The following is a 13,130-nucleotide window of genomic DNA, read 5'->3' on the forward strand; positions in this document are numbered from 1 at the left end:
ACTCAGCGGACGCTTCTCGAAGCGTTTACCACTTGCGCAGGTAGTCGATGCGCTCGCGAAGCTGCTCGGCGTCGCACAGCGCGGTGGGCGGCCCGCCGCAGGCCTTGCGTGCTTCGGTGTGAATGGCGCCGTGCGGGCGTCCGGTGCGCTGCGCGGTGATAGACACGACGGTGTTGAGTTCCTTGCGCAGCGCCGAGATTTCATCCACCGTTCCGGCATCGGAGCCGGCAGAGCTTGGTGCCGCCCCCGCGGCACCCGCCTGTCCCCCACGCTTCGGCGCGTGCGGGGTGCCGTAGAGCTTGCGACGCTGTTCCTCGGCTGCCTCTGCAGCCCGGCGCGCCTTCTCCTCGGCCTCGCGGCGGTCCATCTCTTCCGACTGCTTCTTGCGCAACAGGTCCTTGACCTGGTCGGCGTCGAGAAGCCCCGGAATGCCCAGGAAGTCCTCGTCCTCGTCAGTGATTGCTCCGGTGCTGAACTGGGAGCCGTTGTACAGCAGGCCGGAGAACTCTGCCTCCGCGCCGAGGGACTCATAAGAAGGCTCGAGCATGTCGGGCTCGGACTTCTTCTTATTGGCATCCTCAAGCAGCTCGTCGTCCCAGCCCTCCTTGTCGGGGTTCTTCTCCCCGCCGAGGACGTGATCGCGCTGCTTTTCCATATTCTCCGCCAGGCCCAACAAAACCGGTACGGAGGGCAGGAATACTGAGGCGGTCTCTCCCGGCATGCGGGAGCGGACGAAGCGACCGATGGCCTGCGCGAAGAAGAGCGGGGTGGACGCCGAGGTGGCGTAGACACCCACGGCGAGGCGGGGGACGTCGACGCCCTCAGACACCATGCGCACGGCCACCATCCACTCGTCGGTGGATTCAGAGAACTCGGCAATGCGCGCGGACGAACCCGGGTCATCGGACAGGATGACGGAGACCGGGGTGTTGGAGATCTGCTTGAGGATCTTGGCGTAGGCACGCGCCGTCGTCGTGTCGGTTGCCAGCACGAGGCCGCCAGCATCCGGCATGTTGCGGCGCATCTGCATCAGCCGGGTGTGCGCCGCCTGCAGCACTGCAGGGATCCATTCGCCCTTGGGGTCCAACGCGGTGCGCCACGCACGGGCGGTTTGCTCCGCATTCATAATGTCACCCAAGCGCGCGGCATGTTCCTCGCCAGCCGAATCCCGCCAGCGGGCCTCGCCGGAGTAAGAGAGGAAGACAACGGGGCGCACGACGCCGTCGGCAAGCGCATCGCCATAGCCATAGGTATGGTCCGAGCGAGAGACCTTGTGTCCCTCCCCATCGTCTACATACTGAACAAAGGGGATGGGCGAGTCATCGGAACGAAACGGCGTACCCGTCAGCGCCAAGCGATGGTTAACGTCATCGTAGGCCTCCTTGACACCATCACCCCAGCTCTTGGCATCACCGGCGTGGTGAATCTCATCCAGGATCACCAAAGTGCGCCGGGCTGAGGCCACCGCGCGGTGCTTGAAGGGGTGCATTCCTACTTGCGCATAGGTCACCACAATGCCATCCATCGAGGGATTGACAGCAGAGGAATTGCTAAACGCAGGATCCAACGCCAAACCTACTCGCGCGGCAGCGCTGGACCACTGGGTCTTGAGGTGTTCGGTAGGCACCACCACGATGACGCGCTCGACCGTGCGGTCTTCCATGAGCTCGGTTGCGATGCGCAGCGCGAAAGTAGTTTTGCCGGCGCCCGGAGTCGCCACCGCCATAAAATCCTGCGGCTTAGTGGCGAGGAATTTATCAAGGGCGGATTGCTGCCAGGCGCGAAGGTTAGTCTTTTTAAAAGTCCTCACTTGCGGCGCAGACCCTTATACACACGCTCACAATCGGGGCATACCGGAGAACCCGGCTTTGCCTGCTTGGTCACCGGGAAGGTCTCGCCGCATAGGGCAACGACATACTTCCCGTTGACCGCGGAATCGAGGATGTGATCCTTTTTGACGTAATGGAAGAACTTCGGCGTGTCATTATCCGTCGTCGAAGTGTCTTCACGAATATCTGGCCGTTCAATTGTCTTCGTAGTCGTAGTCACGCCCTCTATTTTGCCGCATCGGCATCGAACTTTGCGAGTCATGCGTCTACCCTTGGAGAACATGGACACCTCATGCACGCCAGCCACTGCGCCCCTTTCCCCATATCGAGGGATGACTACCGCGCGCGAGGGGAGCCGAGTTTAGGTTGTTTGGCAAAAAAGAGCGCTACCTCATCACAGATGCCAAGCTCACGCCTGGCCAGGACCGTAAGCGCCGCGAGATTCAGTACGGAATCTTCCAGTTCTTGCGCGTTCCTTCCTTGCTCATCGCCGGCTTTTTCCTCTATATGCATTGGTGGCTGCTAGCCGCAATCGTTGTGGGCGTGACTTTTCCCCTCCCGTGGATCGCCGTGGTAATTGGGAACGGCCGAGGAGAAAAGAAGGATAAGCGCGAAAAGAATGTGTACAAGCCAGCCATAAATCGGCAGCTTTATGGCCATACACACGCACCACAGGTCTCCAGCGGCACGGCGCGGCCGATTGAGGCTAAACACGACATCATCGACCACGAAGAAGAGTAAAGGAATCCTGCCCACATGACGACTACTTTTGGACCCGATTTCGATGCCGCGGCACTGGCCACGTTGGCCCCTGAACTTGCGGACGTCTTTACCGCCGCAGGCTTTACCACCGATGGCGTGGCCGGGTACCTAGGGCCGGAGGTTACTGAAGCCCTATTCCGCGGCGAGCCGGCACCTGTTTCGCTAGCCGCGCACAGCGAATCTCAGATGGACTTGTTGATCCGCTTTTTCCTCCTGCACGAGCACCTGCCTGCCACGCTTTTGGGTGAGGCCGTAGGAGCGCGCCTGGCTACCCAGTTGCTGGATGCCAAGGTTGCGCTTGCCGACGCCCACGGCATGGCCTACATTGCCCTCGACATCCGCCCCCACACCATCGTGGGCGCTAACCGGCTCATCTTCTCCGACGTCGATGCCTCCCTCGTGGATCACGTACCCGGCCCTGACCATGTGCTGGGAGTAGGCGCGGCGAGTCTCTCTTTGCTGCAGTCCACGCCAGTAAGTCCAGTCAGCAGCGTTCTCGATCTGGGCACCGGCTCGGGTGTTCAATTGCTGGGGCAAATCGAATGCGCAGAAAAAATCACCGCGACCGATGTGCATGAGCGTGCCTTGGATTTGGCCACGGCCACCATCGCGGCCGCTGGTGAGGGCGACAAAGTGGAATTGCTCCCTGGGTCATGGTTTGAGCCCGTAGCTGGTCGCCGCTTTGACCGTCTAGTAGCTAACCCGCCTTTTGTTGTAGGCCTTCCCGAAGTGGGCCACGTCTACCGCGATTCCGGATTAAACCTCGACGGAGCCAGTGAATTGGTTGTCTCTCAAGCCACCGATCACCTGACGCCCGGCGGAACCGCTCACCTTCTGGCTGCATGGGTACACACCAGTGGCGAAACATGGCAGCAACGCGTTGCTTCCTGGTTGCCGGATAAAGGGATCGCCGCCTGGGTCATTCAGCGCGACGTTGCCGATCCCGCACTTTATGTGTCCACCTGGCTCGAAGATGAATCCCTCGATATTCGCTGCCCTGAGGGGCAAGAGCGCTCTCGCGCCTGGCTCGAACATTTCCAGAAACACGAAGTAAACGGCATTGGTTTTGGTTTCGTAGCTATTCAACGCATCGGTGACGATGAGCCTGCAGATATCTTGGCCGAAGAAATGCCGCAGGCCTTCAGCGATCCGCTTGGCCCCGAAGTAGAAGAATACTTTGCCCGTGTGGCGTGGCTGCGCGATCTTGTGCCGGGAGAACTGCAGGGAAAGCACTTCCAAGTAAGGCCCGGCTTGGCACGCGAAGATATCGGCACCCCAGATGAAGATTTGGGACAGGGATTCACCCGCGCCGCCTTGCGCCTAACCCGCACAGACGGCCCGCGTTGGAGCCACGAGGTAGATGAACACATTGCCGCAATTGTCGCTGGTCTCAACCCACAGGGTCTGAACCTAGAAGAGACAATTGGGCTGTATGCGGCGGCGCACGGATTCGATGAGGAAGAACTCACCGCCGCTGCCCTCCCCGCAGTCATCGATATGGTCCGCCACGGTCTGCTTATCCCAGCAGATCTCCTCTTGGACACCGGTTCAACGAACCTTAGCTGATACCGCATTTTCAACCCACTGGATAGATAAGGAGAAGTAAGCGGTGCGCGCAGTTTTGACTCGAGTTTCAGAGGCCACAGTAACCGTCGATGGAGAGACCGTCGGGGCCATTGATTGTCCCGATACCGGCGGTCTTCTCGCGCTCGTCGGCGTCTCGCGCGAGGATATGGATGATTGGCAGCCTCGAGCAGAGAAAATGGCGCGCAAAATTGCAGAACTGCGCATTCTTGACGGCGAGGTCTCGGTGATCGATGCCGCAGCTCCGGTACTAGTAGTGAGCCAATTTACTTTGTATGGTCGCACTGCCAAGGGGCGACGCCCTTCATGGGCGGATGCCGCGCCAGGTCCGGAAGCTGAGCCGGTTGTTTCAACGATTATCAACCACCTCAAGGAACGCGGCGTGTCAGTAGAAACAGGCCAATTCGGGGCTAAAATGCGCGTCTCCTCTGTAAATGAAGGCCCTTTCACCGTTTTAGTTGAGACGTAATTTGCGCGCCCTTCTCCCGCCCCAACGATCCTCAAAACGTATTAAGCAGTACTTTCATTAGAGCACTTGTGACTGGTGCCACTCTCGGTGAAATTATATGGAACAAGCCATAAAGAACGGCAGATTGCAAATTTTTCGAGAGTGATAAATGCCCTACCTGTAGTGCAATAATTTATTATCATCCTGCAAGTTTCTGTTCTATACTGAAGGCACAGCGAAGCAAAAGGGCTGGACAAGCAGGATGAGAGAACTTTTCTCAAGGTCCTACTAACGCAAAGTTGAATGAGAATCTTTTTCTCAGTCACGGTTGCAGAAGCCCAAACGCTTCGGCCGACCAACTAGATGTAGGAAAGAAAATGTCCCACTCACTCAAGCGGCGCAATTCAGCCCAGCACCCAGAAAACAGGGCAGAAATGCCCGAAACCCCCAAGACAGCCGCACCGGCTCCTGGCATCGACACCCCCTTCGATGGCCAGAAGGGCGCACCGAAGTGGAATAAGGAAGACACCGTATGGATGCTCTCCCTGTTCGGCACCGCCATCGGCGCCGGCGTCCTCTTCCTCCCCATCAACGCCGGTATCGGCGGTATCATCCCGCTGCTCATCATGACGGTCGTAGCACTGCCTATGACCTACTGGGCTCACCGCGGAATGACCCGCTTGGTACTGTCCAGCTCCAAGCCAGACGGTGACCTCACGGACGTCGTCGAAGAGCACTTTGGCAAGAAGGCCGGTGTTCTCATGAACATCCTGTACTTCCTGTCGGTCTACCCCATCCTGCTGGTTTACTCAGTCACCATCACCAACACGGTCAACTCTTTCCTGGAGCACCAGCTCGGCGTTACCCCGCCGCACCGCTGGCTAACCTCTCTCTTGCTCGTTGGTGGACTCATCTTGATTGTCCGCATGGGCAAGGACGTCGTGGTTCACGTCATGTCCTACCTGGTATACCCGTTCATCGGCATCCTGGTTCTCCTTTCCCTTTACCTCATCCCGAAGTGGAACACCGCACTCTTCGATTCCTTTGACCTAAACGTTGCTCGCGAAGCCTCTGGTCACGGCATGGGCGTTACCCTGATGCTCTTGGTTCCGGTTATGGTCTTCTCCTTCAACCACTCCCCGATGATTTCTTCCTTCGCCGTTGACCGCCGCCAGACCTACGGCAAGTTCGCAGAAGCCAAGTCCCGCAAGACCCTGCTCCGCGCTGAGATCCTCATGGTCGTCGTGGTTATGTTCTTCGTCTTCTCCTGCGCCCTGAGCCTCTCCCCGGCTGATATGGCAGAAGCTAAGGCACAAAACATCACCATCTTGTCCTACCTGGCCAACCACTTCGATACCCCACTTATCCAGTGGATTGCTCCTATCATCGCCATGATTGCAGTTGCTAAGTCCTTCCTTGGCCACTACCTCGGCGCAGCCGAAGGCTTCGAGGGTCTCATCGTCAAGGGCAGCAAGAACGCAAGCAAGGATGACGCACAGTCGGCTCACAAGCTCGACACCATCACCCTCATCTTCATGCTGGTTACCGCTTGGCTCGTCGCTTGGGCTGACCCGTCCATCCTGGGCATGATTGAAACCCTGTGTGGTCCAACGATTGCCATCATGCTCTTCATCATCCCGATGGTCGCTATCCACAAGGTTCCTGCTCTCCAGCGCTACAAGGGCAAGGCTTCCAACTACTTCGTCTTCTTCATGGGCCTCGTCGCCCTAGCAACCATCATCTACTCCATCGTCCACGCCTTCTAAGCACCGCCGTAGACGAGAAATTCGCAGAGGATTCAAGGAAAGAACAATGTTCATCAGCATCTTCGATATGTTCAAGATTGGTATCGGCCCCTCAAGCTCACACACCCTAGGGCCAATGAAGGCCGGCAAGGCTTTCGTAGACGAGCTCAAGGAAAAAGACCTCTTTGACAAGGTCACTCGAGTGCAGGCAAATGTCTACGGTTCCCTCTCCCTCACGGGTATCGGCCACTCCACCGACAAGGCCATCCTCCTCGGCTTGGCCGGTGAAGAGCCAGAGACCGTTGATATCGACGGCATCTCCGAATTCATGAAGAACGTCCGCAGCAGCGAGAAGCTCATGCTGGGCGGCACCCACGAGGTAGAATTCCCCAAGGACGGCGGCTTCTTCTTCCACGACGAATACCTCCCGATGCACGAAAATGGTATGTGTCTTATCGCCTTCGCCGGCGAAGAAAACATCCTGCACAAGACCTACTACTCGGTCGGCGGCGGTTTCATCGTCAAGCAGGAAGACTTTGCAAAGCGGCAGGACGTCAAGGTTGATATCCCCTTCCCATATGCCAGCGCTGCAGAAATGCTCGAACTGTGCGAAAAGAACGATATGACCCTCCCCGAGCTGGGCTTGGCCAACGAATTGGCACTGCGCTCTGAAAATGAGGTCAATGAGCACCTGCGCAAGGTTCGCGATGTCATGTACACCGGCATCAAGCGCGGTTCCTCCACCGATGGTCCGCTGCCTGGTTCCCTGCTCGTTCCGCGTCGCGCGGCTGCCCTTAAGCGTCGTCTTGAGCAGTCCGAACCGCACGATGGTTTGAACATCCTCAGCTGGGTAAACATGTTTGCACTGGCTATCTCCGAAGAGAATGCAGCCTGCGGCCGCGTTGTTACCGCTCCTACGAACGGCGCCTGTGGTGTCGTCCCCGCAGTCCTGGCTTACTACGACAAGTTTGTCGAGCCAGTTACCACGGAGATGTTCGCTGACTACATCTTCGCCTGCAACCAGATTGCTTCCCTGTACAAGATGAACGCTTCCATCTCTGGCGCTGAGGTCGGCTGCCAAGGTGAAGTTGGTGTGGCGTGCTCCATGGCTGCCGGCGGACTCGCCCAGCTCATGGGCGCTACCCCAGAGCAGGTATGCATCGCAGCTGAGATTGGCATGGAACACAAGCTTGGCTTGACCTGTGACCCAGTCCTCGGACAGGTTCAGGTACCCTGCATTGAGCGTAACGCCGTTGCTGCGGTCGACTCCATCACCAGTGCTCGCATGGCGCTAGAGCGTGAGAGCAAGCCGTGTGTTTCTTTGGACGAAGTCATCTGGACCATGTACAAGACTGGTAAGGATATGAATGCCAAGTACAGGGAGACCTCACAAGGTGGTCTGGCCCTAGCAGTTCACCCACCAGTCCCGGTGTGTGGATAAAGAACACCCTGTAATGAAGCGATGAGCCGGGTGAGCACAGCGCTAAGCCGCTAGTGTTCACCCGGCTTTCTTCGGACTATTCCCTTTCTTCCACCGAGTCGCTTCCATGTGGTACCTTCGCTATAACCTGACAGGAATTAAAGGACATGCTTCAGCTAATGAATTTTCCTAGCGGCAGTGCCTCCGAAGAAAACTTCCTCGAGCAGTATATTCCCCTCGTCGAATTCCTCGGTAAGGCAATGGGCCCCAACACCGAAATCGTCCTCCACGATCTCGACGTTCCCGATAAATCCATCATGGCCATCGCCAATGGGCACATCTCCGGCCGGCAACTTGGCGGCCCGGTGACCGACTTCGCTCTATGGTTTATGAAACAGGGCGATGCCGCAGCAATCCCCATGATGACCGGCTACCGCGCCGTCAATGCGGAAGGCAAGATTTGCCGCTCCTCTAGCTACTTCATCCGAGACGACTCCGGGCATATGCGCGGCATGCTGTGCATCAATGTTGATGTATCCGAATTAGTACACATTCGCGATGCGGCCGCAGCACTCATCGGCAAGGCCGATGATCCCGCATTCGATAAGTCAAAGGCTTTCGGCGGCTACCCAGGTGAAACTGAGCTACCCAACCGCCCCGTTGCAGTACCAGACCCAGTTCCAGATAAGGAACCGGTAGAGGAAGAAGCGGACAAGGAAGGAGTCAGCGAGTCTTTGCGTTCCAACGTGGAACACCTTCTGGACTCAATGTTGGACTCCGCCATTTCTAACCAAAACACCCCTGCCCCTCGCATGCAGCGCGAGGAGCGCCTCGAGGTGGTCTCAGATTTGGAGGATGCGGGATTCTTCCTTCTTAAGGGAGGAATTGCCGCAGCGGCAGAGCGGCTAGGTGTTTCCGAACCCACCATTTACCGCTATCTCGTACAGGTACGCGGATAGTACTCCTACGTACCTGCCCCATCGCAGAGCGCGGCGTTCTCCGTGGCACATCTCCCCCGAAAAGGTGGAGTCGTACCACGGGGAACGCCGCGTTTTATCAATTCTTTCCACATTGGGAACTAAATCTCTAAAGACTCCGTTGTACTTTGTGAAACCGGCGACAAATTCAGGAGGCTTCACTATGACGAAGACATCTGCCACCACCGCCAAGGGCGCTTCAGCTGCCACTACTAATGAAGAACAGGAAGTAGATCGCGGATCTCGCCGCAACCAAACCAACGACAACCCCTCTGCCGACCTCGTTCGTGTTTATCTCAACGGCATTGGCAAGACCGCACTGCTCAGCGCGGAAGATGAGGTAGAACTCGCTCAGGCCATCGAAGTTGGACTGTACGCGGAGTACAAGCTCAATAACGCTGAAAAGCTCACCCGTGCAGAAAAGCGTGACCTTAAAATCCTCGCCCGTGAAGGCAAAAAGGCACGCTCCCACCTGCTTGAAGCCAACCTGCGCCTCGTGGTCTCGCTGGCAAAGCGCTACACCGGCCGCGGTATGCCATTGCTGGATCTCATCCAGGAGGGAAACCTCGGCCTCATCCGCGCGATGGAAAAGTTCGATTACGCCAAGGGCTTTAAATTCTCCACCTATGCCACGTGGTGGATCCGCCAGGCAATTACCCGCGGCATGGCTGACCAGTCTCGCACCATTCGCCTCCCAGTCCACTTGGTAGAACAGGTCAACAAGCTGTCCCGCATTAAGCGCGAGATGTATCAATCCCTGGGCCGTGAAGCTACCAATGAAGAGCTTTCGGAGGAATCAGGCATTGACGAAAACAAGATTGAGATGCTGCTGCGCCAGTCGCGCGACCCAGTCTCTCTCGATATGCCGGTAGGTACCGATGAAGAAGCTCCTTTGGGTGACTTCATTGAAGACGCCGAAGCTACCGATGCAGAAACCGCGGTCGTAGCCTCCATGCGCCATTCCGATATTCGCGGAGTGATTGACACCTTGGAAAAGCGCGAGCAGGACGTAATTCGTCTGCGCTACGGCCTCGATGATGGTGTTCCGCGCACCTTGGATCAGATTGGTCGCCGCTTCGGTCTTTCGCGCGAACGTGTACGCCAAATTGAGCGCGAAGTTATGGCAAAGCTGCGCGATGGCAACCGCGCCGATCGCCTGCGCGAGTACGCTCTTTAATCTGGGCTGGCAGCGCTCCGCGCCCAGTCCTCCTCCCCGAGTCCATTCGGCACAATACTGCCACGGGCTCGGGGTTTGGCGTTAGAAAGGCAGCGGCTTAGTTCGACGCGGCGAGCAAGGGCTTAGGTAGGCTAATCTGGACTGCAGAGTCTAGAAAGCGCTTTCCCGTCCTTGGTCGGGAGATTAGCCGCGAAACTGTATTCACACAGAAAGGTATGCCCACGTGAGGGACCTAGTTGATACAACGGAGATGTATCTACGCACCATCTACGAGCTAGAGGAAGAAGGTATTACTCCCCTTCGCGCCCGCATCGCGGAGCGTTTGGAGCAGTCTGGGCCTACGGTTTCTCAAACTGTAGCTCGCATGGAACGCGACGGCCTTTTGCACGTGCGTACCGACCGCAGTTTGGATCTCACGGACAAGGGCCGCGACCTGGCTACCGCAGTCATGCGCAAGCACCGTTTGGCAGAGCGTTTGCTTACCGACGTCCTCGGGCTCGACATCGCAAAAGTTCACGACGAGGCCTGCCGTTGGGAGCATGTGATGAGCGAAGAAGTAGAAAAACGCATGGTCGCGGTTCTCGATGATCCAACCCGGTCACCATTCGGCAACCCTATCCCGGCGCTGTCTGCACTGGGCTTCGATGCTCCGCAGCCGGACCAGGGCACCCGCGCAGTCGATCTCCCCAATGGTGAGGAGGTCTCCGCCACCGTCATCCAGGTCAATGAGATTTTGCAGGTTGATGATGGCACCTTCCAGGAACTCACCGCTGCCGGAATCCGCGTGGGAGCAAAGGTATCGGTAGTCAATAACAGCGGCACGATTACGTTGTCGACACCGGATGGCGGCAGCGTCGTGCTTTCCGACGACTTGGCGCACGCAGTGCGCGTGGAGGTATAACCATGAAACTTCTTGTCACCGGTGGCGCCGGCTATGTCGGCAGCGTGTGCGCCGCTGTATTGGTCGAACAAGGCCATGATGTAACCATCATTGACAATTTCTCCACCGGAAACCGCGAAGCCGTTCCAGAAACAGCCCGCGTCGTCGAGGGCGACGTGGCGGATAAGGCCGCCGAGGTCCTGGGAGAAGGTGGTTTCGAGGGTGTCATCCACTTCGCGGCGCGCTCGTTGGTGGGCGAATCCGTGGAAAAGCCCGATGAGTATTGGCAGCACAATGTCGTTACTACCCTGACGCTGCTCAATGCCATGCGGGATAACGAGGTCAAAAATCTCGTCTTCTCCTCCACCGCTGCAACCTACGGTGAGCCGGACCAAGTGCCGATTACAGAGGATATGCCAACCCAGCCCACCAATCCCTATGGTGCAACCAAGCTTGCCATCGACTACATGATCACCTCTTTCGCCCACGCCTATGGATTGGGGGCGACCTCCCTGCGCTACTTCAATGTGGCTGGAGCCTACGGAAACATCGGTGAGAACCGCGAGGTAGAAACCCACCTCATCCCCATCGTGTTGCAGGTGGCCTTGGGCCACCGCGATAAGATCTTCATGTTCGGTGATGACTGGGATACCGCAGACGGCACCCCAGTGCGTGACTATATCCATATCCGTGATCTGGCCGATGCCCATGTGCTTGCTCTCGAATCGAATGAGTCTGGTAGTCACCGCATTTACAATCTGGGTTCTGGTGATGGCTACTCCGTCAAGCAGGTCATTGAGATGTGCCGCAAGGTCACCGGCCACGACATTCCTGCTGAGGTGGCTCCGCGCCGCGCAGGCGACCCAGCCACCCTCATCGCTTCCTCAGAGAAGATCAAGCGGGAGCTCGGATGGAACCCCACCCGCACGGATCTGGAAACGATCGTTACCGATGCATGGAATTTCACCCGCCAACTAGGTGATAAGGCACATTCAGCGAAGCGGGCCTAGCCTCCAAAGCTACTTTGCGGGGCATCAGCGCCAAGCCCCGCCGCTTCGCGGGCTAACTCACAGCCATGGCAGAGGCTCGTAACCAACCGCCTTCCCATGCCGCTGCGATACCCCTGCGCTATGAGGCGCCCCAAATTATGATGGGGCGCCTCTTCTACTAGTACAGAAAGCGCCGGACCCGCATAAATTCCGAATTCATGGTATACCTGGCTAGCTGCGTATAAGGCTAGGGCGTTATAGCGGATGGACCCCTGGAATGTACGTGCCACCGCTAGGAGGAGGTCCCCTGCTTCCCGCGGCGCAGACACCAGCTCTGTGATGACCAGGTCACGGGTCCACGTGGTAGACATCCACATGGCTGCTGCACACAGCAATTCCTCATTTTCCAAAGTCTCCTCCAGCGATTCCACCTCACTGAGCACGAAGCGGACATCAGCGATAAGGCGCTTGACCACCTGCACTGGATCTGAAGTTTGGTAACCGCGCCCGGCGCGCAGTTGGCGGGCGATTTCTCTGCAGCATCGCTCCATTGCGCTAATTTCTTCTTTCCCAAAGTATGGGTTGTGGTCCTTAAAACGCTGAACCAAGTCATTGCGGCTGAGTTCAGGAAGCATGCCATTATTCACGCACTCACGCATGGAGTGGCTCGTCGATATGGCGGGAATGGTTCCTTCCATCCAATTCTGCAGCGGGCCCTCGCCGTCCTCGGACGCGTGGCCAAAAATGAGGTCGTAGGCGGTATCAGTAGATAGCTCTTCGGCCAGCCAACAGGCGTCAATGCCCACACCAGAGCGATCCTGAAAGCGGTAGAGGGAGTGCAAGATATCCCATAAATCTTCTTCTTGGCGTTGAGAGAGAACGAAACCAAAGATGCTTTCGGGGTTGCCGCAGTGAAATGCATCCATCACTTCTTGCAAGGCGGCAGGGACATCGTTCAGATTGAGGCGGGCTACCGGCCCCATACTGAATCCGTGTGGGCTGGGCTGAATGGAGATGAGGATGACTGATTCGGAGGGGAAGAATCCGAGAATTCCTGGGATATTGGCGAGGATATCGCCGGGCGTACGAATGGGCTGAGTTGGTGTTGAGATGTTCATGGCCCCAGCTTCAGCCACGCGCGCAACCATGTATAGGACAAGCATCAAGAAGTGGTAAGAATCTGGGGATAGGCGGGGTGAGGGGGCGTCGGCAAGCGGCTTGTCCACACCCCGCCCGGGATTGCGCTGGCAATGTGCGGCGATTTGGGGCACAATCAGTTATTTAACCTCCCAGTGCGCGCGGGAATACTGAGCCCGCCT

Annotated in this window: 12 protein-coding genes; 9 read left to right on the plus strand and 3 right to left on the minus strand. The window is 57.5% G+C overall.

The window, feature by feature from the left end; all coding sequences use genetic code 11:
• Positions 1 to 25: 25 nt before the first annotated feature.
• Positions 26 to 1,810: a DEAD/DEAH box helicase gene (locus MHK05_RS00650; RefSeq protein WP_239204141.1), complete on the minus strand. Its 1,785-nt coding sequence runs from the start codon at positions 1,808 to 1,810 to the stop codon at positions 26 to 28.
• Positions 1,807 to 2,091, minus strand: a complete 285-nt coding sequence (locus MHK05_RS00655; RefSeq protein WP_049361236.1) for a DUF3039 domain-containing protein — start codon at positions 2,089 to 2,091, stop codon at positions 1,807 to 1,809. The genes MHK05_RS00650 and MHK05_RS00655 overlap by 4 nt, the downstream gene beginning before the upstream one ends.
• A gap of 104 nt (positions 2,092 to 2,195) precedes the next feature.
• Here MHK05_RS00655 and MHK05_RS00660 point away from each other — a divergent pair, with 104 nt between their 5' ends.
• From MHK05_RS00660 to galE, 9 genes are all read left to right on the plus strand, one after another.
• Positions 2,196 to 2,570 (plus strand): DUF3099 domain-containing protein, encoded by a 375-nt coding sequence (locus MHK05_RS00660; RefSeq protein WP_239204143.1) that lies wholly within the window; start codon positions 2,196 to 2,198, stop codon positions 2,568 to 2,570.
• Positions 2,571 to 2,585: 15 nt separating this feature from the next.
• Complete coding sequence (locus tag MHK05_RS00665) at positions 2,586 to 4,157, plus strand: DUF7782 domain-containing protein (protein WP_239204145.1); 1,572 nt, start codon at positions 2,586 to 2,588, stop codon at positions 4,155 to 4,157.
• A gap of 43 nt (positions 4,158 to 4,200) precedes the next feature.
• Positions 4,201 to 4,644 (plus strand): D-aminoacyl-tRNA deacylase, encoded by a 444-nt coding sequence (dtd, locus tag MHK05_RS00670; protein WP_239204147.1) that lies wholly within the window; start codon positions 4,201 to 4,203, stop codon positions 4,642 to 4,644.
• 356 nt (positions 4,645 to 5,000) lie between these two features.
• The gene (locus MHK05_RS00675) at positions 5,001 to 6,389 is read left to right on the plus strand and encodes an SLC5/6 family protein (protein WP_200288970.1); all 1,389 of its coding nucleotides are present in this window, start codon (positions 5,001 to 5,003) and stop codon (positions 6,387 to 6,389) included.
• A gap of 46 nt (positions 6,390 to 6,435) precedes the next feature.
• Positions 6,436 to 7,809 carry an L-serine ammonia-lyase gene (locus tag MHK05_RS00680; RefSeq protein WP_023021394.1) on the plus strand — a complete coding sequence of 458 codons (1,374 nt, stop codon included), beginning with the start codon at positions 6,436 to 6,438 and terminating at the stop codon, positions 7,807 to 7,809.
• Positions 7,810 to 7,955: 146 nt separating this feature from the next.
• Positions 7,956 to 8,747 carry a helix-turn-helix transcriptional regulator gene (locus MHK05_RS00685; protein WP_023021393.1) on the plus strand — a complete coding sequence of 264 codons (792 nt, stop codon included), beginning with the start codon at positions 7,956 to 7,958 and terminating at the stop codon, positions 8,745 to 8,747.
• Positions 8,748 to 8,928: 181 nt separating this feature from the next.
• Positions 8,929 to 9,942 carry a sigma-70 family RNA polymerase sigma factor gene (locus tag MHK05_RS00690; protein ID WP_023021392.1) on the plus strand — a complete coding sequence of 338 codons (1,014 nt, stop codon included), beginning with the start codon at positions 8,929 to 8,931 and terminating at the stop codon, positions 9,940 to 9,942.
• 223 nt (positions 9,943 to 10,165) lie between these two features.
• Positions 10,166 to 10,843, plus strand: a complete 678-nt coding sequence (locus MHK05_RS00695) for a metal-dependent transcriptional regulator (RefSeq protein WP_023021391.1) — start codon at positions 10,166 to 10,168, stop codon at positions 10,841 to 10,843.
• A gap of 2 nt (positions 10,844 to 10,845) precedes the next feature.
• Positions 10,846 to 11,832: a UDP-glucose 4-epimerase GalE gene (gene galE / locus MHK05_RS00700; RefSeq protein WP_023021390.1), complete on the plus strand. Its 987-nt coding sequence runs from the start codon at positions 10,846 to 10,848 to the stop codon at positions 11,830 to 11,832.
• Here galE and MHK05_RS00705 read toward each other — a convergent pair.
• Entirely contained in the window at positions 11,829 to 13,082 is a 1,254-nt protein-coding gene (locus MHK05_RS00705) for a DUF4192 domain-containing protein (protein ID WP_239204149.1), read from the minus strand. The two genes, galE and MHK05_RS00705, sit on opposite strands and share 4 nt — an antisense overlap.
• Between the last annotated feature and the right edge of the window lie 48 nt (positions 13,083 to 13,130).

It is taken from the genome of Corynebacterium nasorum, assembly GCF_022347325.1.
In the GTDB taxonomy this organism is placed as follows: Bacteria; Actinomycetota; Actinomycetes; order Mycobacteriales; family Mycobacteriaceae; genus Corynebacterium; species Corynebacterium kefirresidentii.

Excerpts from the sequence above, each read along its gene's own strand:
- MHK05_RS00655 (WP_049361236.1), bottom strand. The coding sequence starts at position 2,091 with ATGACTCGCAAAGTTCGATGCCGATGCGGCAAAATAGAGGGCGTGACT.
- MHK05_RS00665 (WP_239204145.1), top strand. The coding sequence starts at position 2,586 with ATGACGACTACTTTTGGACCCGATTTCGATGCCGCGGCACTGGCCACG.
- MHK05_RS00675 (WP_200288970.1), top strand. The coding sequence starts at position 5,001 with ATGTCCCACTCACTCAAGCGGCGCAATTCAGCCCAGCACCCAGAAAAC.
- MHK05_RS00680 (WP_023021394.1), top strand. The coding sequence starts at position 6,436 with ATGTTCATCAGCATCTTCGATATGTTCAAGATTGGTATCGGCCCCTCA.
- MHK05_RS00685 (WP_023021393.1), top strand. The coding sequence starts at position 7,956 with ATGCTTCAGCTAATGAATTTTCCTAGCGGCAGTGCCTCCGAAGAAAAC.
- MHK05_RS00690 (WP_023021392.1), top strand. The coding sequence starts at position 8,929 with ATGACGAAGACATCTGCCACCACCGCCAAGGGCGCTTCAGCTGCCACT.
- galE (WP_023021390.1), top strand. The coding sequence starts at position 10,846 with ATGAAACTTCTTGTCACCGGTGGCGCCGGCTATGTCGGCAGCGTGTGC.